This is a genomic window from Burkholderia seminalis, assembly GCF_001718535.1.
GTDB classification, from domain to species: domain Bacteria; phylum Pseudomonadota; class Gammaproteobacteria; order Burkholderiales; family Burkholderiaceae; genus Burkholderia; species Burkholderia seminalis.
Genome location: NZ_CP013400.1, coordinates 2,615,637 through 2,636,841 on the forward strand (window position 1 = coordinate 2,615,637; position 21,205 = coordinate 2,636,841).

Below are 21,205 nucleotides of genomic sequence, written 5' to 3' on the forward strand. Positions count from 1 at the left end.
CCAACCCGGCATTCTAGCGGAGCGCCGTCCGCACACTGTCAGACATGGTCAGCGCCCGCCGCGGCCGTGCAAATCCGCCGGATCGTTATGCGATACTCATGCCACCCGCTGCGCCACCGGCCGGCAGGCTTTTCCGGGGTATTCGAGCGGGCACGCACACGACCACGCCGCACCTCGATGACAAGAAAGGCTGACAGAATGGACCACGATGCCGCGCAAGTCTTCCAGAAGATCCACGACGAACAGGGGTGGCACTCGCAGGAAAGCGTGTCCGGGTGGGGTTCGGAGCTGAAAAACACCGTGCAGGTCATTCGCGAGCTGCCGGAATTGCTGCGCCGCTTCGGCGTGCGTTCGATGCTCGATGCGCCGTGCGGCGATTTCAACTGGATGCGCCATGTCGACCTCGACGGCATCGACTACATCGGCGCCGACATCGTGCAAAACCTCGTGGCGGCCAACCAGGCAACGTGGGCGGCGCCGAACCGCCGGTTCGTGCATCTCGACCTGTTGCGGGATCCGTTGCCGGATGCCGACCTGATCCTCTGCCGCGACTGCCTGTTCCACTTTTCGCACGCCGACGTGTTCCGTGCGTTCGAGCGTTTCGCCGCGACCCGCGCGCGCTACCTGCTGACCACGACCTTCATCTATCGCAGCTATCCGCGCAACGCGGCAATCGCGACCGGCCAGTGGACGCCCATCAACCTCGAGATGCCGCCGTTCGACCTCGCCCCGCCGCTGACGCTGCTCGTCGAAGGCAGCAACGAATGCATCATCTACGGGGGCGACATCGGCACCGTGCCGATGTCCGATCGCTGCCTCGGGCTCTGGAACATGGAGAGCGTTCGCGAACGCTTGCGGCGCAGGCCGCTTCCCGGCCTGCGGAGCGCGCGATGATCGTCCTCAGCCATTTCAGCCAACCCGCGCCCGCCAGTCTCGAGAATCACCGCTGGTACGCGCAGGCGCACGGCTATCGTCACGAGATCGTCGATGCGTCCGCGATGCCGCAGGCGCTGCCGTTGCGGCCGCTGTATCGCTACGAATCGCTGCTCCACGTACTGCGCGGCGCGCAGCCCGACGCACTCGTGCTGCTGCTCGGCGAAGACGCGGCGATCATCGAGCCCGTCGCGCTCGAACGCCTGATGGCCGGGCGCGACATGCTGCTGGTCGACGCGTTCGCGCCGCCGCTGCCGCAGGTCGACGTGCAGATCTGGCGCAACACGGCGGACGTGCGCGCGATCGTGATGCAGCTCGTGCAGCGCTGCAAGCTCGGCAGCGAGCCGAGGCTGACGTCGGAGGCCGCGCTGTTCGACGGGCTCGACACGCATCGCTACCTGGAATTGATCGACGGGTTGTACGCCGTCATGCCGTGCGGCCCCCATCTCGATCCGATGTGGAGCCGCGAGCCCACCTTCGCGATCAGCATCGACGACACGCCGCACGATCCCGCGCGCAAGGGCGCGACGCCGCGTTTTCGCGACACGCTCGTCGCGTACGTCAATCGCTGCCGCGCCGCCGGCCGGCCGATGTTCTCGTTCGATCATGCCGCGGCCGCACCGGACGAAGCCGCCGAGCGCTGCACGTACAATCCCGGCCGGCCGATCGCGCTGATGATGCTGTACACGCCGAACATCGGCAGCTACGCCCGCGTCGCCGAACGCAATTTCCGGCGCTACTGCGACACGCACGGCTACACGCTCCACGTGCATCGCGACATCCCCGCGGAGATCGGGCTGAACGCAACGGGCAACTGGTTCAAGCCGTGGCTGCTGCACGCGTACCTGCAGCATCATGAATGGGTCGTGTGGCTCGATGCCGACGTACTGATCGCGAATCAGCAGCAGCCGCTGGAACCGTTGCTCGACGGGCGCGACTGGCTGCTTGCGCAGGATATCGGCCAGTGGGCGTTCAACTCGGGCGTGATGGCGTTCCGCCGCACCGAACGCAACGACGCGATGCTGCGCGACCTGATGACGACGATCGCCGCGCTGCACGACCGGTCGAGCGTCTACGCGAGCGACGGCGACCAGCTGCATTTCATTCGCGCGATGGAGCGCGACGGGCAGCTGCACGGCGAAGGCGTGGCCGATCTCGTCAGCCTCAACACGCCCTGGCTGTTCCGCCGCGCGGACAGCTACATCGTGCACTACTACGGCATGTGGTCGGCGATGCGCGCGCTGATGATGGCGCATGACGACGGGCTGCCGGGCTGACACCGCCGCTTCGGCATCGAACCCGCAAGGACGACGCGCCGGCCGGCTCCTGCCGGCCGGTGCGTCGTCGCACCGGATACCGTCAGATCGGCGTGATCGTCGGCGCGACGGCCGCCGGATCGGTGACGCTGGCCCTGCCGGTTTCGACGTGCCCCGCGATGCGGCGCGTCCAGCCCGCGTTGCCGGCCACCGCGAACTGCAGGTCGTACCACTGGCTGCTGCACGACAGGTCCCAGCGCGCTTCGATGCGCTGCCCGGCGGGAATCGTCAACGTGCGCGCCGCGCCGCCGTACGCGACATCGGTCGCCGTGACCGTGAGCGTGCCGGTGCCCGCATTGGCGATCGTGACATAGACGTCGCCGTTCGCCACGTCGTAGCACGGCGTGATTTCAGGCTTCGCGGCGGCATCCGCGGCGGCCGAACCCGCAAAGCGCCGGAAATAGCCGTTCGGCCCCCACACGCTCACCAGGTAGTTGCCGTTCGCGTCGAGCGCCCACGTGTCGGTCAACTGCTTGCCGGCCTCGACCGTATAACGGCGCGGCATCGCGGTCGGATCGCCCGTATAGACCCAGAAGTGCGCGCCCTGCGTGCCCGAATTGGCGAACGTCACCGCATAACCTTGCGCCTGGAGCCGGCCCGTCACGTGCAGCTCGTACGGCAGCGCGCGAGCCGGCCGCGTGCCGGGTTCCTGCGCCGTCACGACCTGCTGCGCGGTGCTGGCCGGCGCCGTCTGCGACGACGCGCGCGAGCATTGCAGGTCCGCCTGCGCGACATATGCCTGCGTACTCGGCAACGTCGGCAGCGTGGCATCCGATCTGGAGAAATCGAGCGCCGACGTCAGGTCGCCGCAGATCGCGCGGCGCCACGGCGAGATGTTGGTTTCGATCACGCCGAAGCGCTTCTCGATGAATTGCAGCACCGACGTGTGATCGAAGACCTGCGAGCACACGAAGCCGCCCTTCGACCACGGCGACACGACGAACATCGGCACGCGCGGGCCGAGGCCGTACGGCAGGTTGTCGGCCGTATACGTGCCGGCCTGCGTCGACGTCACGACATTGTGCCGCTCGAGCGACACGTCCACCGTGCTCATGCCCGAGCCCGGCAGCGTCGGCGCCGACGGCGGCACGACGTGGTCGAAGAAGCCGTCGTTCTCGTCGTACATGATCAGCAGGACGGTCTTGCTCCATACGTCCGGGTTCGACGTCAGCGCATCGAGGATCGTCGACAGGTAGTACGCGCCGTACAGCGGCGTGAACTTCGGATGCTCCGAATACGCGGCGGGCGGCAGCAGCCACGACACCTGCGGCAGCGCGTTGGCCTGCACGTCGGCCTTCAGCTGCGTGATCGGGCGCGTGCTCATCCCGCGCGTCTGCAGCGACGAACCGGCCGGCGCATTCACGAAGTTGTTGAAGCACGCGAGCATGTTCGTGCCGTAGTTGCCGGTGAAGTTGTCGAACCCGGTGCCCTGCTGGTAGATCTGCCACGAGATGCCGGCCTTCTCGAGCCGCTCCGGGTAGGTCGTCCAGCTGAAGGGCGGCAACTGGACCTTGTCGAACGGGTTGTCGATGTAGTCGGTATTGTCGAGCAGCGGGCCGCCGCCCGTGCCGAGCGGATCGACCATGCCCGTCATCAGGTACATGCGGTTCGGGTGCGTGTTGCCCGGAATCGAGCAGAAGTAGTGGTCGCACACCGTGAACGCATCCGCGAGCGCGTAATGGAACGGGATGTCGTCGCGAACGTGATAGCCCATCGTCATGTTCGACTTCTGTACGGCCCACTGATCCGCGCGGCCGTTGTCGATCGCGCCGTGCGTCGTCGCCCACGTATGCGGCAGGCCGCCGATACATTGCGCGTTGACGCCCGGGTTGGTCGTGTCGTAGCGGAACGGCGCGATCACGCTCGTCTTGTCCTCCTGCCGCGGCTGGAACCACACCGGCTTGCCGTTCGGCAGCGTGACGGGGAAGCGATCGTTGTAGCCGCGCACGCCGCTCAGGTGGCCGAGGTAGTGATCGAACGAGCGGTTCTCCTGCATGAACACGACGATGTGCTGCACATCCTGGATCGTGCCCGTCACGGAATTCGGCTCGATCGCCAGCGCCTTGCGGATCGACTCGGGAAGCAGTGCGGTGGCGGCGGTCGCGCCGGCGAGACCGGCGGAGAACTTCAGAAAATCGCGTCGCGAATGGTTGGCCATGCTGGTTGCTCGTGATTGGATTTCTGGTGAAAACAGCCGGTATCAGGAAGCGGGCGACGATGCCGGTGCGGTGAAACCCGGCGGGCAATGCATCTGCGCGGTGGCGACGACGGCGCCGCCGCACGCGGCCTTCTGCTGCGCGACGGGCGCGGCGGGTGCGGTCAGGTCGTCGTTGCAGGCGCCGAGGAGGGCTGTCAGCGCGATCAGGCCAACGACCGCGAAAGGCCGCAGGGCCGACTTTCGCATAACGGTTCTCCGTGGGGGTGATGACGTGACACGGACGCGAACCCGCGCCGGTCATATCGACGCCGAGATGCTATGTTCGACTTGTTACACGACGGTGTCGAGTAAAGGGAGATCGACGCGCACGCGGAGCGCGGCACGTGGTGGCCTGGCCGGAACGACGCGATTCGTAAGTCGTTCGAAAGATTGATGTTGCCTGAACGTACGGCTTCTCGGGCCGACGACATCGGGGCGGCGCGGCCTAAACGGCGCGCGCACCGTGATTCGAGAAGCATTCTTGTGCGGGCCGGCCGCAGCGCAGCCGGCTTGCACACGGCGTGCAGACTGGCGTCAGCCCTCCGCCATCATCAGCAACTGCGCGCCATCCGCGACCTGGTCGCCGACGCCGTACAGCACTTCCGCGACGACGCCCGCGCTCGGCGCGCCGATCGTGTGTTCCATCTTCATCGCCTCCATCACGATCAGCGGCGTACCGGCTTCGACCTTCTGGCCCGGTTCGACCAGCACCGCGATCACCTTGCCCGGCATCGGCGCGGTCAAACGTCCGCCGCCCGGCTCCGCATCGCCCGCATGCGCGAGCAGGTTGCGCCATTCGAACGTCTCCGAGGTGCCCTGCGTGAACACATGGAACGTGTCGCCGTCCGCATACACGCGGCCGCTGCCGCGCACGCCACCGAGTATCACGTCGAAATCGAGCGGCGTGGCGCCGCGCGTCCATGCGAACGGTTGCGCGGCGTCATCGCCGGTCGCGAGTCGCGCGCCGGCGCCGTCGTCCTCGTAGGTGACCGTCACGTCCGCTTCGCGATCGGCCGCATGCCATTCGAGCGTGCGGCGATAGCCGCCGTTCAACCGCCAGTCCGGCAAGGCGCCCCACGGCGATGCACCTTGCGCGGCCGCGCCGCGTTCGCGCGCGAGCAATGCCGCGCACGCAAGTGCAAGCGCCGCGCGCGGCGGCTGTTGCGGCGCGAACAGCGCATCGTGGTTGCGCTCGATCAGCCCCGTGTCGAGATCGGCCGTCGCGAACGGTTCGCACGCGACGATCCGCTGCAGGAACGCGGCGTTCGTATGCAGGCCGACCACCTCGCACGCACGCAGTGCACGCAGCATCAGGCCCAGCGCTTCCGCACGGTCCGCGCCGTGAACGATCAGCTTCGCGATCATCGGATCGTAGAACGGCGTGATCGCATCGCCTTCGCGCACGCCGCTGTCGACGCGCACCGCCGCGCCGATGTCGAACTCGACGCCGGCCGGCAGCCGCAGGTGCTTGAGCGTGCCCGTCGACGGCAGGAACCCGCGCGCCGGATTCTCCGCATAAAGACGCGCCTCGAGCGCATGGCCCCGCACGCGCAGATCGTCCTGCTGCAGCGGCAGCGGCTCGCCGGACGCGACGCGCAATTGCCATTCGACGAGATCGAGCCCCGTGACCATTTCGGTGACCGGATGCTCGACCTGCAGGCGCGTGTTCATTTCCATGAAGTAGAACGCGTCGCCCGTCATGATGAATTCGACGGTGCCCGCGCCGACATAGCCGACCGCGCGCGCCGCCGCGACGGCCGCTTCGCCCATCGCGCGGCGCACGTCGTCGGGCAGGCCCGGCGCCGGCGCTTCCTCGAGCACCTTCTGGTGACGGCGCTGCACCGAGCAGTCGCGGTCGAACAGGTACACGGTATTGCCCAGCGTGTCGCCGAACACCTGCACTTCGACGTGACGCGGGCGCGTCAGGTATTTCTCGATCAACACGCGGTCGTTGCCGAAGCTGCTCGCGGCCTCGCGCTGGCACGACGCGAGCGCCGCCGGGAAATCGTCGGAGCGCTCGACCACGCGCATCCCCTTGCCGCCGCCGCCCGCGCTCGCCTTCAGCAGCACCGGATAGCCGATTTCGTCGGCTTCGCGATGCAGGTTGCCGGCATCCTGGTCGTCGCCGTGATAGCCGGGCACGAGCGGCACGGCAGCCGCATGCATCAGCGCCTTCGCGGCGGCCTTCGACCCCATCGCCGCGATCGCGTCGACCGGCGGCCCGATGAACACGATGCCGGCCGCTTCGCACGCGTGCGCGAAATCTTCGTTCTCCGACAGAAAACCGTAGCCGGGATGGATCGCCTGCGCGCCGGTCGCGCGCGCGGCTTCGATGATGCGCTCGATGCGCAGGTAGCTGTCTGCCGCTGCCGATCCGCCGATGTGCACGGCTTCGTCGCACGCGGCCACGTGTTTCGCGTTCGCGTCCGCGTCGGAATAGACGGCGACGCTCGCGATCCCGAGACGTTTGCACGTCGCGGCGACGCGGCACGCGATTTCGCCGCGGTTGGCGATCAGAATCTTGTCGAACATGGCTTCGATGTCGTCCGGAGAGTGGGGGTCACGCGATCATTCACGCCACGACGGCGTGCGCTTTTCGAGGAAGGACGCGATCCCTTCGCGCGCTTCCGCGCCGGCACGGGTCCGCGCGATCCAGTCGGCGGTCTGCTCGATCAGCGTCGCATCGAGCGGGCGGCCGGCCACGTCGGCGACGAGCCGCTTGCACGCCTTCACCGCGTCGGGACCGTTCGCGACGAGCGTCGCGGCCAGCTTCGCGACCGTTTCGTCGAGCGCATCGGCCGGTACCGCGTCGTGAATGAAGCCGAGCGACGCGGCCCGCGCGCTGTCGAACACCTCGGCCGTCGTGAAATAACGGCGCGCCGCGCGCTCGCCCATCGCCCGCACGACGTACGGCGCGATCGTCGCGGGGATCAGCCCGAGCCGCGCTTCCGACAGGCAGAACTTCACGCCGTCGGCGGCGATCGCGATGTCGGCCGCCGCGACGAGGCCCACGCCGCCCGCATAGGCGTCGCCGTGCACGCGCGCGATCACCGGCTTGCCGCAGCGATGGATCGCCTCGAGCATCCGCGCGAGCTTGCGCGCATCGGCACGGTTCTCGTCGTCCGAGTAACCGGCCATCTTCTTCATCCAGTTCAGGTCCGCGCCCGCGCAGAACGCGGCGCCTTCCGCCGCGAGCACGATCGCGCGCACGCCTTCGTGCGCATCGAGCCATTCGAACGCGGTGGTCAGCTCGGCGATCGTCGTCTCGTTGAACGCGTTGCGCACGTCGGGGCGTGCGAGCGTGACGGTCGCCACGCGGCCGGCTTCGCTTACCTTGATCGTTTCGTATCGCATCGGTCGGTCCTCCCGGGCGTTACATGCGGAACACGCCGAAGCGCGTGTCTTCGATCGGCGCGTTCATCGATGCGGCCAGGCCGAGGCCGAGCACGTCGCGCGTCTGCGCTGGGTCGATCACGCCGTCGTCCCACAGCCGCGCGCTCGCGTAATACGGATGGCCCTGGCGCTCGTACTGGTCGCGGATCGGCTGCTTGAACGCTTCCTCTTCGTCGCTCGACCACGACCCGCCCTTCGCCTCGATGCCGTCGCGACGCACCGTCGCGAGCACCGACGCGGCCTGCTCGCCGCCCATCACCGAGATGCGCGCATTCGGCCACATCCACAGGAACCGCGGGCCGAATGCGCGACCGCACATCCCGTAGTTGCCGGCGCCGAACGAGCCGCCGATGATCACCGTGAACTTCGGCACCTTCGCGTTCGACACGGCCGTCACCATCTTCGCGCCATGCCGCGCGATGCCTTCGTTCTCGTACTTGCGCCCGACCATGAAGCCCGTGATGTTCTGCAGGAACACGAGCGGGATCTTGCGCTGGCAGCACAGCTCGATGAAATGCGCGCCCTTCACGGCCGATTCGGAGAACAGGATGCCGTTGTTCGCGACGATCCCGACCGGATGGCCCCAGATGTGCGCGAAGCCCGTGACGAGCGTCGTGCCGTAGCGCGCCTTGAATTCGTCGAATTCCGAATCGTCGACGATGCGCGCGATCACCTCGCGCACGTCGAACGGCTTGCGCGTATCGACGGGGATCACGCCGTACAGGCTCTTCGCATCGTAGCGCGGCGGCTTCGGCTCGCGCAGCGCCACCGGCGACGCGATCTTCGGCGCGAGATGATCGACGATGTTGCGCGCGATCGACAGCGCATGCGCGTCGTTCTGCGCGAGATGGTCGGCCACGCCCGACAGGCGCGTGTGCACGTCGCCGCCGCCGAGATCCTCGGCGCTCACTTCCTCGCCCGTCGCGGCCTTCACCAGCGGCGGGCCGCCGAGGAAAATCGTGCCCTGGTCCTTCACGATGATCGACTCGTCGCTCATCGCCGGCACGTAGGCGCCGCCGGCCGTGCACGAGCCCATCACGACGGCGATCTGCGCGATCCCCGCCGCCGACATCGTCGCCTGGTTGAAGAAGATGCGGCCGAAGTGGTCGCGATCGGGAAACACGTCGTCCTGGTTCGGCAGGTTCGCGCCGCCCGAATCGACGAGGTAGACGCACGGCAGCCGGTTTTCCGCGGCGATTTCCTGCGCGCGCACGTGCTTCTTCACGGTGATCGGGTAGTAGGTGCCGCCCTTGACCGTCGCGTCGTTGCACACGATCACGCATTCGCGGCCGGCGATGCGGCCGATCCCGGTGACGACGCCCGCGCCCGGCGCGTCGTCGTTGTACATGCCGTTCGCCGCGAGCTGCGACAGCTCGAGGAACGGCGCGCCCGGATCGAGCAGTTGCGCGATGCGATCGCGCGGCAGCAGCTTGCCGCGCGACAGGTGCTTGTCGCGTGCGGCCTGGCCGCCGCCCTGCGCGAGCTGTTCGATCTTCGCGCGCAGGGCGGCGACGACCGCCTCGAGCGCGGCGGCATTCGCGCGGAAGTCTTCCGAACGCGGGTTCAGTTTCGATTCGATGATCGGCATCGACGAGGCTCCGTTCGCGTGACGTGGGGCGTTACATCGTTTCCGCGAACAGCTCGCGGCCGATCAGCATCCGGCGGATCTCGCTCGTGCCGGCGCCGATCTCGTACAGCTTCGCATCGCGCCACAGGCGGCCGACCGGATATTCGTTGATGTAGCCGTTGCCGCCGAGGATCTGGATCGCCTCGCCGGCCATCCACGTCGCCTTCTCGGCCGTGTAGAGGATCACGCCCGCGCAATCCTTGCGCACCTGGCGGATATGGTCGCTGCCCGCCGAGTCGAGATGGCGGCCGACCGCGTACAGGTACGCGCGGCACGCCTGGAAGGTGGTGTACATGTCGGCGACCTTGCCCTGGATCAGCTGGAATTCGCCGATCGACTGGCCGAACTGCTTGCGGTCGTGGATATACGGCACCACGGCGTCGAGGCACGCGGCCATGATGCCCGTGGGGCCGCCCGACAGCACCGCGCGCTCGTAGTCGAGGCCGCTCATCAGCACCTTCACGCCGCCGTTCAACTGGCCGAGGATGTTCTCTTCCGGCACCTCGACGTCCTGGAACACCAGCTCGCCCGTGTGCGAGCCGCGCATGCCGAGCTTGTCGAGCTTCTGCGCGACCGAGAAGCCCTTCATCCCCTTCTCGACGATGAACGCGGTGATGCCGCGCGAGTGGGCTTCGACGTCCGTCTTCGCGTAGACGACGAGCGTATCGCAATCCGGGCCGTTGGTGATCCACATCTTCGTGCCGTTCAGCACGTAACGATCGCCGCGCTTGTCGGCACGCAGCTTCATGCTGACGACGTCGGAACCGGCGTTCGGCTCGCTCATCGCGAGCGCGCCGATGTGTTCGCCCGACACGAGCTTCGGCAGGTATTTCCGCTTCTGCGCTTCGGTGCCGTTGCGGTGGATCTGGTTCACGCACAGGTTCGAGTGCGCGCCGTACGACAGGCCGATCGACGCCGAGGCGCGCGAGATCTCCTCCATCGCGACCATGTGCGCGGTGTAGCCCATGTTCGCGCCGCCGTATTCCTCGGCGACCGTCATGCCGAGCACGCCGAGATCGCCGAACTTCTTCCACAGATCCATCGGAAACTGGTCGGTGCGGTCGACCTCCGCCGCGCGCGGCGTGATTTCCTTCGCCGCAAACGTCGCGACGGCGTCGCGCAGCATCTCGATGTCTTCACCGAGCATGAATTGCACGCCGGGCAGGTTGATCATGTCTCCTCCGTCTCCAGAAAGTGTGTCGCACTCATCTATTTCTGAGTTTCGCTCAAATCGAATGAATGCACCAATTAATTAACCAATAACGCGGAAATTTTGCACAGTTTCGCGCCTCGCCGGGTTCGGCGTCAATAGTTTTTTGAGTGATACTCAGATATCATGCGGCCATGACAGCCGCTCCCGCCGACACCATGACCGACACCGCCAAAGCCGATCGCGCCGACGCGCCGCGCGCGCCCGCCGGGCGCAAATCCCAGCAGCGCGTGCAGGACATTCTGCGCGCCGGCCGTGAAGTGTTTGCCGAAAAAGGTTACGAGCATGCGACGGCCGCCGAGATCGCGCAGCGCGTCGGCGTGTCGGAGGCGACGGTGTTCAGCTACTTCCGCGGCAAGCGCGAGCTGTGCGCGCGCGTGATCGCGGACTGGTACGACGAAATCATCGCGGCGTTCGAGCACGGCATGCCGCGGGATGCATCGGTGCAGCAGCAGTTCGCGTTCATCGTGCGCACCCACCTGCGGCTGATGCTGGTGAACGGCACGGGGCTGTGCGCGCTGGTGCTGTCGGAAGGCCGCGCGAAGCAGCATGCGCTGAGCGACGAGCTGACCGCACTGCAGCGCCGCTACACGGCGCCGCTGATGGACGTGCTCGCGCGCGGCCAGGCGGCCGGGCAGGTGCGTGCGGACCTGCCGCTGAGCCTGTTGCGTTCGATGGTGTTCGGGCCGATGGAGCACGTGCTGTGGGATGCGATCCTCGGGCACCGCAAGCTCGATACGGAAACGACGGCCGCGCAGCTGATCGACATGCTGTGGGCCGCCATGCAGCCGCCGGCGCCGGAACAGGCGGCGCTCGTGCGTTTCAGGAATGAAGTCGTGGAAGCCGTGCGGCGGCTGGAAGACGAAAACGCGCGCGCGTGACGCGCGGCGGGCGGCGCGCCCGCCACCCCGGTGCCGCGCGCTGCCGGGCGAGCTCGGCGCCGCTACGACTCCTCGCCGACGCGCAGCGGCGCGCGGCTTTGCTCGTTGTTCAAATGGACGAATTTGCGCAACAAGCGCATCAGTTCCTGCGAATCGTCCTCTCCCATTCCGTCGAACAGGCCGGCCCGCAGCTCCTTCACCGACGGAATCAGGTGCGTGAGCAGTTCGACGCCCGCCGGCGTCAGCAACAGGCGGCGCTGACGTCGCGGCAGCACTTCGCGCACGATCAATCCTTTCGCTTCGAGCCGGACCGCGAGATCCGCGGTCGTCGACGTATCGAGCGCCACCCGCTGCGCGAGCGTCACCTGATCGAGCCCCGGGCTCTCGTAGAGCATCCGCAGCACCGCGTACTGCACCGGCGTCACGTCCCGGCCCAGCTTCTCGTAGAACATCGCAACCGCGATCTGGTGTGCGCGCCGGATCAGGTGCCCGGGTTCGTCGTACAGATCGAGCGGGAAAGCCGGCGCGACGGCGGGATTCGTTTTTTCCATGAATGAGTCGATGACATAGGCGACGCGCGCCGGTTGCGCGCGCCGACGGCATGGCGCTGCCTCGCGCCATTTCCCGGGAAAACCAGTATACCGCCCGCCTTGCTCCAGCCAAGCTCGATGAGTACACTGAATCTCATTCAGTACACGGAATGAAGAGATGCCGCGTACCGGCGGCATCGACCTGAAGGAGACGACGAACGTGTTTCTCAAGAATGCTTGGTACGTGGCGTGCACGCCCGATGAAATCGACGGCAAGCCGCTGGGCCGCACGATCTGCAACGAGTCGATGGTGTTTTACCGCGCGGCGGACGGCCAGGTCGCCGCGCTCGAGGATTTCTGCCCGCACCGCGGCGCGCCGTTGTCGCTGGGTTTCGTGCGCGACGGGGTGCTCGTGTGCGGCTATCACGGGCTGGAAATGGGCTGTAACGGCAAGGCGGCCGGCATGCCGGGCCAGCGCGTCGGCGGCTTCCCGCCGATTCGCAGCTTTCCGGCGGTCGAGCGGTACGGCTTCATCTGGGTCTGGCCGGGCGATGCGGCGGCGGCCGATCGGGCCAAGCTGCCCGCGCTGGCGTGGGCCGAGGATCCGGCCTGGGCCCACGGCGGCGGCCTGTATCACATCCGTTGCGACTACCGGCTGATGATCGACAACCTGATGGACCTCACGCACGAAACCTACGTGCATGCGACGAGCATCGGCCAGAAGGAAATCGACGAAGCGCCGCCGAAGACGACCAGCCACGGCGACGAAGTCGTCACGAGCCGCTTCATGGAGAACGTGATGCCGCCGCCGTTCTGGCGGATGGCATTGCGCGGCAACGGGTTGGCCGACGACGTGCCGGTCGACCGCTGGCAGATCTGCCGCTTCTCGCCGCCGAGCCACGTGATGATCGAAGTCGGCGTCGCGCATGCGGGCCACGGCGGCTACGACGCGCCGGCCGACCTGAAGGCGTCGTCGATCGTGGTCGACTTCATCACGCCCGAGACGGACACCTCGATCTGGTACTTCTGGGGCATGGCGCGCAACTTCCGGCCCGACGACCCCGCGCTGACCGCCGAGATCCGCGAAGGCCAGGGCAAGATCTTCGCCGAGGATCTCGAGATGCTCGAGCGCCAGCAGCGCAACCTGGAGAAGTGGCCCGATCGCAAGCTGCTCAAGCTCAACATCGACGCCGGCGGCGTAATGTCGCGCAAGGTGATCGAGCGGCTGCTCGTCGACGAGAACGTGTCGACCCCGCAGCGGCCCGTGATCCCGGTCGCGCCCGTCAAGGCGGCGTCATGAGCGCCGCGACCCTGACGGTGCGCGTCGCGCGCAAGTGGCAGGAAGCGCGCGACATCTGCGGCTTCGAATTCGTCAGCGACGACGGTGCGCCGCTGCCCCGCTTCGACGCCGGCGCCCATATCGACGTGCATCTGCCGGGCGGCCTCGTGCGCCAGTATTCGCTGTGCAACCACCCGGAGCACGGTGATCGCTATCAGATCGCCGTGCTGCGCGACGCCGACGGGCGCGGCGGGTCGCGCGCCATTCACGACGCAGTCCGCCAAGGCGACATCGTACGGATCGGCGTGCCGCGCAATCAGTTTCCGCTCGCGCCCGACGCGCCGCACCACCTGCTGCTCGCGGGCGGGATCGGCGTCACGCCGATCCTCAGCATGGCGGAACGGTTGTTCTCGTCGGGCCAGCCGTTCGACATGCACTACTGCGCGCGTTCGACCGATCGCATGGCGTTCGTCGCGCGAATCCACGCAGCCGGGTTTCACGATCGCACCCGCTTCCACGTCGACGACGGCGACCCCGCGCAACGCTTCGATCTGGCCACCGTGCTTGCCGCCGCGCCGGAAGGCACCCACCTGTATGTGTGCGGCCCGCGCGGCTTCATGGACGCGGTACTGAACGCCGCGCGCGCGCGCCACTGGGACGAAGCGCGGCTGCACTACGAGTTCTTCGGCGGCGCGGTTGCGTCGTCCGGTGCGGACCGCGCGTTCCAGGTCCGGATCGCGAGCAGCGGCCAGGTGATCGACGTGCCGGCCGAATGCACGGTCGTCGCGGCGCTGGCGGCGAACGGCGTCGACGTGCTGACGTCGTGCGAGCAAGGCGTATGCGGCACCTGCGTGACGCGCGTGCTGCAAGGCGAGCCCGATCATCGCGACTCGTATCTGACCGAAGAGGAACAGGCGGCCGGCGACCAGTTCATGCCGTGCTGTTCGCGATCGCGAAGCGACCTGCTGGTACTCGATCTGTAGACGGACCGCCCGATCCGCGGCGGCCAACCACAATACTGGAGACGATCCATGGAGCAACGTGCCCGGCCACCGGTCACTACCACGCCCTTCCCGCTCGACCGATGGTGGGTCGCCGCGCTGTCGTCCGAACTGACGGACCAACCCGTTGCCCGCACGCTGCTCGGCCGGCCGGTCGTCCTGTTCCGGTTGCCGTCCGGGGAAGTCGGCGCGCTGGAGGATCGCTGCTGCCACAAGTCGCTGCCGCTGTCGTGCGGCTCGCTCGAAGCACGCGGCCTGCGCTGCGGCTATCACGGGCTGCTGTTCGACCGCGGCGGTGCATGCATCGAGATCCCCGGCCAGGACCGGGTTCCGGCGAAAGCGTGCGTGTCGTCGTATCCGGTGCAGGAGCAGGATGCGATCGTGTGGATCTGGATCGGCGCCGACGCGCACGCGAAACCGGCCGGCGCGCCGCCGCGCTACGCGTTCCACGCGGATCCGCAATACCGGTTCGGCGGCGGCAACTACCATTACGATGCGCCGTATCAACTGATTCACGACAACCTGATGGACCTGAGCCACCTCGGCTATGTCCATCTGAAAACGATCGGCGGCAACGCGTCGCTGCACATGGGCGCGGAAACCCGCGTCAGCAGCGACGGCGACACGGTGACGCTGGTTCGCCGGATGCCGGATTCCGACCCGCCGCCGACCTACACCGCCGCCTGGCCGTTCGCGGGCCGCGTCGATCGCTGGCAGGAAATCGAGTTCCACGTGTCGCACATCCGGATCTGGACCGGCGCGATGGACGCCGGCACCGGCGACCTGCACGATCCGGCGCGCGGCGGCTTTCACATGCGCGGCTTCCACGGCATCACGCCCGAGACGGAAACGACGACGCACTACTTCTGGACCGTCGCGACCAACCCGCAACACGACGTGGAGCGCGTCGCGCAAACGGTCATCGAGCAGTCCGCGGCGACGTTCGACGAAGACAAGACCGTGATCGAAGCGCAATACCGGAATCAGCTGCGCTTTCCGGGCAGCCGCCAGATCGACATTCATGTCGACGCGGGCCCCAATCGCGCGCGGCGCGTGATCGAGCGGCTGCTGCAACCGGAACCCGCGTAAGCGTCGCGCCGGCGCGCGAATCACGCCTGCCGGACACAACGGGCGTTCGCCGGAAGGCTCGTCCGCCCAGGCATTCGCTTTCGTCCCATTCGTTGCCGCCGGTTTCGATTTCATCCCATTTAATTAGTCGTACTATTTTTCAAGGATCTTTGACGTGAGCGCAAGTATCCGCAATACGATCGACGAATCCCCGATGAGCGTGTTCCAGACGATGGCGGTCACGGCCTGCGTCGTGCTGAACATGCTCGATGGCTTCGATGTGCTGGCCATCGCGTTTGCCGCACCGCATCTGGCGGCCGAATGGAAACTGAGCGGCAAGGAAATCGGCCTGCTGCTGAGTGCCGGGCTGGCCGGCATGGGAATCGGCTCGGTGCTGATCGCGCCGTTGGCCGACCGCGTCGGCCGCCGCCGCATCATCCTGCTCTGCCTCACGGTGATCTCGACCGGGATGCTCGCCTGCGCGGCCACCCACAGCACGCTGCAGCTCGCCGTCGCGCGCGCGTACACGGGGCTCGGCATCGGCGGCATGCTGGCGAGCCTGACCGTCATCAGCGGCGAGTACGCGTCGAACAAGTGGCGCAGCGCCGCGATCGGCATGCAGTCGACCGGCTATGCGATCGGCGCCACCGCCGGCGGCGTCGTCGCCGGCTACCTGCTGTCGACGTGGGGGTGGCGCAGCGTGTTCGCGTTCGGCGGCATCCTGACCTTGCTGGCGATCCCGATGGTGCTCGCGATGCTGCCGGAATCGCTCGACTTCCTGCTGGCACGGCGTCCGGACGACGCGCTGCGGAAAATCAACCGCATCCTCGCGCGAATGAAGCGCTCACCGATCGCCGCGCTGCCACCCTCGTCCATCGACACGGCAAGCCCCGCGTCGGGCTGGACCGCCGTGCTGCGCGCACCGCTCGCGCGCCGCACGATCGCGTTGTGGATCGCGTTCTTCCTCGTGATGGGCAGCTTCTACTTCGTCGTGAGCTGGACGCCGAAGCTGCTGGTCCAGGCCGGGCTGTCGACATCGCAGGGCGTCACCGGCGGCGTCCTGCTCAACCTCGGCGGCATTGCGGGCGCGTCGCTCTTCAGCCTGCTGTCGACAAGGTTCGGCCTGCGCAACCTGCTCGCCGCGACCCTGCTGCTCGGCGGCGCGCTGATGGTCGTGTTCGGCGCGAACACCGGCTCGCTCGGCGTCGGGATGATCGTCGCGGTGTTCCTCGGCGCCGTGATCAATGCGTGCGTGGCCGGCATGTATGCGCTGTCGCCGACGCCGTACCCCGCGGAAATCCGCACGACCGGCATCGGCCTCGCGGTCGGCATCGGCCGCCTCGGCGCGATCCTGTCGCCGATGACCGTCGGTGCGCTGCTGGACGACGGCTGGGCTGTCTCCCATCTCTACCTCGCGTTCCTCGTACCGATGGCCGGCGCGGCGATCGCCGTCGCCGTGGCGGGCACGCGCGCCGCGGCACCGCGCCGGCAACGCGACCCGGCGCTGTCGTAACACGGAACGCCCGCAGTCCTGCCGATACCCGTCGGCCTCCCGGACACGCCCGGGGCACTCAAAAAATCGATAAGCATATCTACATAATGTTTGGAGACAGCCATGAAAACGAAACTGGGCGTCGCACTCGCGACGGTGATGGCGCTGGCCGGGCCGGCCTGCGCGCAAAGCAGCGTCACGCTGTACGGGATCATCGATACCGGTGTGTCCTACTACAACAACGCCGCGCGCGGCGGATCGTTCACGGGCATGCCGACGCTGACCGGCGAGGTGCCGTCACGGTGGGGGCTGAGAGGCACCGAGGATCTCGGCGGCGGCTACCAGGCCTTCTTCGTGCTCGAGAACGGTTTCCAGCCCGGCACCGGCGCGCTGAATTACGGCGGGCGCCTGTTCGGGCGACAGGCGAACGTCGGCGTGAGCGGTCCGTTCGGCGCGCTGACGCTTGGCCGCCAGATGAACATGTCGATGATCGTGCTGACCAATGCCGACGTGATCGGCCCGTCGATTCACTCCATGGCGGATTTCGACTCCTATCTGCCGAACGCGCGCAGCGACAATGCGATCGGCTACAAGGGCACGTTCCACGGCGTGACGCTCGGCGCCACCTACAGCTTCGGCCGCGACGCGGCCGGGCCGGCAGGGCCGTCGGCGACAGGCTGCGCCGGGCAGGTGCCCGGCGACATCGTCGCCTGCCGCCAATACACGGCGATGCTCGCGTACGACGCGAGCCATTTCGGGCTCGCCGCATCGCACGACGTGATGCGCGGCGGCGGCGGCGCGCTCGCGCCGCTGAGCAATCCGGCGTACACCGACACGCGCGACATCGTCGCCGGCTACGTGAAGATCGGCCCCGCGAAACTGGGCGCCGGGTGGATCCGCCGCAACCTTGCGGCGGCCGAACACCTGCAGGCCGATATCGTGTTCGCCGGCGGGACGTATTACGCGACGCCCTACCTCGCGCTCGATCTCCAGGGCGTACGCTACCTGCAACGCCGCGAAAACCGCGAAGGCGGCACGAATGCGACGCTGCTCGTCGGCCGCGCGAACTATTTCCTGTCGAAGCGGACGACCGTCTATACGTCGGTGGGCTACATGTTCAACAGCGCGCTGGCCGCGAACGCGGTCGCCGCCGGCGGGACGGTCGGTACCGGAATGAACCAGCTCGGCGTGATGGCCGGCATCCAGCAGAAGTTCTGAACGCCGGACGCCGCACCGGCGCCTCGTCAATCGGCGAGCCGGCAGTGCGAGAGCTTCAACCCCGGCAATACGGGCGCATCGATATAGCCTTCGTTCACGCAGCTGAACCGGAACGCCGCCGACGTGACGAACGGCTTGATCTCCCCGCCGGGGAATTTCGGCTTCAGCGCGGCCTGGTCGGCCACGTCGAAATGCGTATCGAACTGCTCGCCGTCGGCCGTCAGCGCGCCGAAGTACGTGCCGGCCGGGTCGCTGCCCATCCGGATCACGGCGCCGACGAACACGAGGCGCCGGCCGTCGTATTTCGTCTTCGCGGCGGCCATGTCCTGCGTATAGGCCTCGATCACGGCGCCGTAATGCGCATCGATCGCGGGTTCGGCGGCCGAAGCCGCGCAAGCGGCCTCGTGAACGCCCGCCAGCAGCGCGCAGGCCGCAAGCGCGGCCGCCGCGAACGGCGCGGAAATCTTCTTCATCGGTGGTCTCCCGTCCAGCGTGGTGGTTGAAGTCGTCGAAGCCCGGCGCTTGCGCCGGTTGCATTCGCTTTCGTTGCTTTAATCGTTCGAATGGCGGAACACGGCTGCGATCACTTCATCACGCGCAGGGTCGTGCGCGGTGCACGGCGCCGCGCGGAACGCGACGTGACTGGAAGATGACATGGTGCGGCCCCCGGCTCTCTCGTTGATTTTTACTGCGTCTGATTTTGGCCGCTACGGTAGCAGACGGTCGATGGCCCGGCAACTGGGTCCCGTGCGTTGCCGGCCATCCCATTACAATTGCAAATGATTCTCATTAAATATATCATGCACAACCTGGCCGCAACCAAACGCCGCGGCCCGCAACACGATCCTTGGTATTCCTCCTGCCTCGATTCATGCCATCCCGTCGAACGCCTCGCCGTGCCCGGACCCAGCGTCCGTGGCGCACCCGCCTGCCTGCCCTGCTCACCCTTTGCGTCGCGAGCGGCGCGCATGCGGCCAACGCCGAACCCGTCACGCCCGCATCGACTCCCGCGACGCCAACCGAACATGAACTCCCGGCGATCAGCGTCAGCGCGTCGGCAACGGCCGATCCGACGGTCGGCTATCAGCCGCGCACCACGCGCATCGCGGGCGGCGACGACCGTTCGCTGAAGGAGATTCCGCAATCGGTCGCGGTGGTCAGCAGCAGCGTGATGCAGGACCAGCAGGCGCGCTCGCTCGACGACGTGCTCGGCAACATCAGCGGCGTCACGCAGACGAACACGCTCGGCGGCACGCGCGACGCGTTCATCAAGCGCGGCTTCGGATCGAACAACGACGGCTCGGTGCTCGTCGACGGCGTGCGCACGCCGGTGCTGCACAGCTATCTCGCGACGATCGATCGCGTCGAAGTGCTGAAAGGGCCCGCGTCGCTGCTGTACGGGATGCAGGATCCGGGCGGCGTGATCAACCTCGTCACGCGCAAGCCGGAAGACACGTTCGGCGGCTCGATCTCCGCGTCGCGCACGAGCCATGGCGGCAGCAGCGCGCAGTTCGACCTCACGGGCCCGCTCGGCAAGCCGGGCCAGGTCGCGGGCGGCACGCTCGCGTTCCGGCTGACCGGCGAATACGACACGAGCCGCTACTGGCGCAGCTTCGGCCGCGAACGCAATGCGCTGATCGCGCCCGCGCTGTCGTGGCACGACGCGAACACGTCGATCGACGTCAGCTACCAGTACGTCGACTACACGACGCCGTTCGATCGCGGCACCGTGCTCGTGAACGGCCAGCTCGACGATACGCTGCGTTATCGCCGCTACGAGGAAGCGTGGTCGCAAAGCAGCGGCATCCAGGAAACGCTGCGTACGCGCATCGAGCACCGCTTCTCCGACGCATGGCGTGTACGCGCGACCTACGGCTGGGGCCGCGACCGCTACGATCAGTACATTACGCGCGCCACCGCGTTCAACAGCAGGACCGGCGCGCTGACGCGCTCGTCCGACGCGAACCTGGGGCGCAACGATTCCGACCAGATCGCGACACTCGGCCTGCTCGGCAACGTGACGCTGGCGGGGATGAACCACGCGCTCTACATCGGCGGCGAATACGAGCGGCAGCGCAGCTTCCGCGGCGACACGATCCGCGGCAAGGCGACGACCGGTTTCAATCTCTACGATCCCGCGTACGGCCTGCTCGCACCGGGCGGCACGCCCAACGCGAAGCAAAGCGATTCGCGCTCGGTCGTGCATGCGTATTCGACGATCGTTCAGGATACCGTGAAGATCACCGACCGCCTCACGGCAGTGGGCGGGCTGCGCTGGGAAAACTGGCAGCAGGAATCGGGCATGGGGCGCCCGTTCGTGTTCGCCGACCGGTCGCGCGGCAGCGTCTGGCTGCCGCAGTTCGGGCTCGCCTATGCGCTCACGCCCGAGCTGACCGCGTATGCGAACGTGAGCCGTTCGTTCAAGCCGAACGTCGCATCGAACGTCGCGGCACCGCTCGCGCCGGAATACGGCCGCGTGCTCGAGGCCGGGCTGAAGTTCAGCCTGAAGCCCGCGATCACCGGCACGCTCGCGGTCTACCAGATCGACAAGCGCAACGTCGCGGTCACGGTCGGCGACCTCACGTCGACGATCGGTACCGCGCGCTCGCGCGGGATCGAGCTCGACGTCGCCGGGCAGATCACGCGTCACCTGAGCGTGATCGGCAGCTATGCGTATACGAACGCGAACGATCGCGACAGCAACACGCCGCTCGTCAACGTCGCACGCCACACGGGCAGCCTGTTCGCGGTGTACGACACGGCCATCGCGAACCTGCCGGGCCGCTGGCGCTTCGGCGGCGGCGCGCGCCTCGTCGGCGCACGCCCCGGCGATACGGCGAACAGCTTCACGCTGCCCGGCTACGTGACCGTCGATGCGTTCGCCGCCTACGAAACGACGATCGGCAAATTCCCGACGCGCTTCCAGCTCAACGTGAAGAACCTGCTCGACAAGACCTACTACCCGTCGAGCAACAACAACCTGATCGTCGCGGTCGGCGAACCGCGGCTCGTCACGTTGACGACGACGGTATCGTTCTGACGCAACGGGATGGCCGGCGC

General features: G+C 67.5%; 17 protein-coding genes. 9 read left to right on the forward strand and 8 right to left on the reverse strand.

Going from position 1 to position 21,205, the window contains the following annotated elements; all coding sequences use genetic code 11:
• Nucleotides 1–198 precede the first annotated feature (198 nt).
• Together WJ12_RS32190 and WJ12_RS32195 are read left to right on the forward strand one after the other, a co-directional pair.
• Nucleotides 199–894: a class I SAM-dependent methyltransferase gene (locus WJ12_RS32190; RefSeq protein WP_059557475.1), complete on the forward strand. Its 696-nt coding sequence runs from the start codon at nt 199–201 to the stop codon at nt 892–894.
• A complete protein-coding gene (locus tag WJ12_RS32195; protein WP_059557473.1) occupies nt 891–2,210 on the forward strand; it encodes a glycosyltransferase family protein in 1,320 nt (439 codons plus the stop codon). The genes WJ12_RS32190 and WJ12_RS32195 overlap by 4 nt, the downstream gene beginning before the upstream one ends.
• Before the next feature lie 82 nt (nt 2,211–2,292).
• On the opposite strand, the gene WJ12_RS32200 is transcribed toward WJ12_RS32195, so the two are convergent.
• The 6 genes from WJ12_RS32200 to WJ12_RS32225 form a co-directional block, all read right to left on the reverse strand.
• Nucleotides 2,293–4,407: a phosphocholine-specific phospholipase C gene (locus WJ12_RS32200; RefSeq protein WP_059557471.1), complete on the reverse strand. Its 2,115-nt coding sequence runs from the start codon at nt 4,405–4,407 to the stop codon at nt 2,293–2,295.
• Between the two features lie 42 nt (nt 4,408–4,449).
• The gene (locus tag WJ12_RS32205) at nt 4,450–4,653 is read right to left on the reverse strand and encodes a hypothetical protein (protein WP_034190574.1); all 204 of its coding nucleotides are present in this window, start codon (nt 4,651–4,653) and stop codon (nt 4,450–4,452) included.
• Nucleotides 4,654–4,980: 327 nt separating this feature from the next.
• Complete coding sequence (locus tag WJ12_RS32210) at nt 4,981–6,978, reverse strand: acetyl/propionyl/methylcrotonyl-CoA carboxylase subunit alpha (RefSeq protein WP_059557468.1); 1,998 nt, start codon at nt 6,976–6,978, stop codon at nt 4,981–4,983.
• Between the two features lie 36 nt (nt 6,979–7,014).
• On the reverse strand, nt 7,015–7,800 hold the full coding sequence (locus WJ12_RS32215; RefSeq protein ID WP_034190576.1) for an enoyl-CoA hydratase/isomerase family protein: 786 nt from the start codon (nt 7,798–7,800) through the stop codon (nt 7,015–7,017).
• Nucleotides 7,801–7,819: 19 nt separating this feature from the next.
• Complete coding sequence (locus WJ12_RS32220; protein WP_059557466.1) at nt 7,820–9,427, reverse strand: carboxyl transferase domain-containing protein; 1,608 nt, start codon at nt 9,425–9,427, stop codon at nt 7,820–7,822.
• A gap of 31 nt (nt 9,428–9,458) precedes the next feature.
• Nucleotides 9,459–10,640: an isovaleryl-CoA dehydrogenase gene (locus WJ12_RS32225; RefSeq protein WP_034190578.1), complete on the reverse strand. Its 1,182-nt coding sequence runs from the start codon at nt 10,638–10,640 to the stop codon at nt 9,459–9,461.
• Nucleotides 10,641–10,810: 170 nt separating this feature from the next.
• Between WJ12_RS32225 and WJ12_RS32230 the strand changes: the two genes are divergently transcribed.
• The gene (locus tag WJ12_RS32230; protein WP_059557464.1) at nt 10,811–11,557 is read left to right on the forward strand and encodes a TetR/AcrR family transcriptional regulator; all 747 of its coding nucleotides are present in this window, start codon (nt 10,811–10,813) and stop codon (nt 11,555–11,557) included.
• A gap of 62 nt (nt 11,558–11,619) precedes the next feature.
• On the opposite strand, the gene WJ12_RS32235 is transcribed toward WJ12_RS32230, so the two are convergent.
• Complete coding sequence (locus WJ12_RS32235; RefSeq protein WP_034190580.1) at nt 11,620–12,108, reverse strand: MarR family winged helix-turn-helix transcriptional regulator; 489 nt, start codon at nt 12,106–12,108, stop codon at nt 11,620–11,622.
• 199 nt (nt 12,109–12,307) lie between these two features.
• Here WJ12_RS32235 and WJ12_RS32240 point away from each other — a divergent pair, with 199 nt between their 5' ends.
• From WJ12_RS32240 to WJ12_RS32260, 5 genes are all read left to right on the forward strand, one after another.
• A complete protein-coding gene (locus tag WJ12_RS32240; RefSeq protein WP_059557487.1) occupies nt 12,308–13,387 on the forward strand; it encodes an aromatic ring-hydroxylating dioxygenase subunit alpha in 1,080 nt (359 codons plus the stop codon).
• Nucleotides 13,384–14,349 carry a PDR/VanB family oxidoreductase gene (locus tag WJ12_RS32245; RefSeq protein ID WP_059557463.1) on the forward strand — a complete coding sequence of 322 codons (966 nt, stop codon included), beginning with the start codon at nt 13,384–13,386 and terminating at the stop codon, nt 14,347–14,349. Before WJ12_RS32240 ends, WJ12_RS32245 begins: the two co-directional genes overlap by 4 nt.
• 48 nt (nt 14,350–14,397) lie before the next feature.
• Nucleotides 14,398–15,456 carry an aromatic ring-hydroxylating dioxygenase subunit alpha gene (locus WJ12_RS32250; protein WP_034190582.1) on the forward strand — a complete coding sequence of 353 codons (1,059 nt, stop codon included), beginning with the start codon at nt 14,398–14,400 and terminating at the stop codon, nt 15,454–15,456.
• Between the two features lie 154 nt (nt 15,457–15,610).
• Nucleotides 15,611–16,948, forward strand: coding sequence for an MFS transporter (locus WJ12_RS32255; RefSeq protein WP_059557461.1), 1,338 nt, complete (start codon nt 15,611–15,613; stop codon nt 16,946–16,948).
• A 102-nt stretch (nt 16,949–17,050) separates the two neighbouring features.
• On the forward strand, nt 17,051–18,145 hold the full coding sequence (locus tag WJ12_RS32260; protein WP_059557459.1) for a porin: 1,095 nt from the start codon (nt 17,051–17,053) through the stop codon (nt 18,143–18,145).
• 26 nt (nt 18,146–18,171) lie between these two features.
• On the opposite strand, the gene WJ12_RS32265 is transcribed toward WJ12_RS32260, so the two are convergent.
• Nucleotides 18,172–18,618, reverse strand: coding sequence for a hypothetical protein (locus WJ12_RS32265; protein WP_034190585.1), 447 nt, complete (start codon nt 18,616–18,618; stop codon nt 18,172–18,174).
• A 398-nt stretch (nt 18,619–19,016) separates the two neighbouring features.
• On the opposite strand from WJ12_RS32265, the gene WJ12_RS32270 reads away from it, so the two are divergent.
• Nucleotides 19,017–21,185: a TonB-dependent siderophore receptor gene (locus tag WJ12_RS32270; protein ID WP_059557457.1), complete on the forward strand. Its 2,169-nt coding sequence runs from the start codon at nt 19,017–19,019 to the stop codon at nt 21,183–21,185.
• Nucleotides 21,186–21,205 lie beyond the last annotated feature (20 nt).

Coding starts and splice junctions, on each gene's coding strand:
- WJ12_RS32190 (WP_059557475.1), top strand. CDS start 199: ATGGACCACGATGCCGCGCAAGTCTTCCAGAAGATCCACGACGAACAG.
- WJ12_RS32195 (WP_059557473.1), top strand. CDS start 891: ATGATCGTCCTCAGCCATTTCAGCCAACCCGCGCCCGCCAGTCTCGAG.
- WJ12_RS32200 (WP_059557471.1), bottom strand. CDS start 4,407: ATGGCCAACCATTCGCGACGCGATTTTCTGAAGTTCTCCGCCGGTCTC.
- WJ12_RS32205 (WP_034190574.1), bottom strand. CDS start 4,653: ATGCGAAAGTCGGCCCTGCGGCCTTTCGCGGTCGTTGGCCTGATCGCG.
- WJ12_RS32210 (WP_059557468.1), bottom strand. CDS start 6,978: ATGTTCGACAAGATTCTGATCGCCAACCGCGGCGAAATCGCGTGCCGC.
- WJ12_RS32215 (WP_034190576.1), bottom strand. CDS start 7,800: ATGCGATACGAAACGATCAAGGTAAGCGAAGCCGGCCGCGTGGCGACC.
- WJ12_RS32220 (WP_059557466.1), bottom strand. CDS start 9,427: ATGCCGATCATCGAATCGAAACTGAACCCGCGTTCGGAAGACTTCCGC.
- WJ12_RS32225 (WP_034190578.1), bottom strand. CDS start 10,640: ATGATCAACCTGCCCGGCGTGCAATTCATGCTCGGTGAAGACATCGAG.
- WJ12_RS32230 (WP_059557464.1), top strand. CDS start 10,811: ATGACAGCCGCTCCCGCCGACACCATGACCGACACCGCCAAAGCCGAT.
- WJ12_RS32235 (WP_034190580.1), bottom strand. CDS start 12,108: ATGGAAAAAACGAATCCCGCCGTCGCGCCGGCTTTCCCGCTCGATCTG.
- WJ12_RS32245 (WP_059557463.1), top strand. CDS start 13,384: ATGAGCGCCGCGACCCTGACGGTGCGCGTCGCGCGCAAGTGGCAGGAA.
- WJ12_RS32250 (WP_034190582.1), top strand. CDS start 14,398: ATGGAGCAACGTGCCCGGCCACCGGTCACTACCACGCCCTTCCCGCTC.
- WJ12_RS32260 (WP_059557459.1), top strand. CDS start 17,051: ATGAAAACGAAACTGGGCGTCGCACTCGCGACGGTGATGGCGCTGGCC.
- WJ12_RS32265 (WP_034190585.1), bottom strand. CDS start 18,618: ATGAAGAAGATTTCCGCGCCGTTCGCGGCGGCCGCGCTTGCGGCCTGC.
- WJ12_RS32270 (WP_059557457.1), top strand. CDS start 19,017: ATGCCATCCCGTCGAACGCCTCGCCGTGCCCGGACCCAGCGTCCGTGG.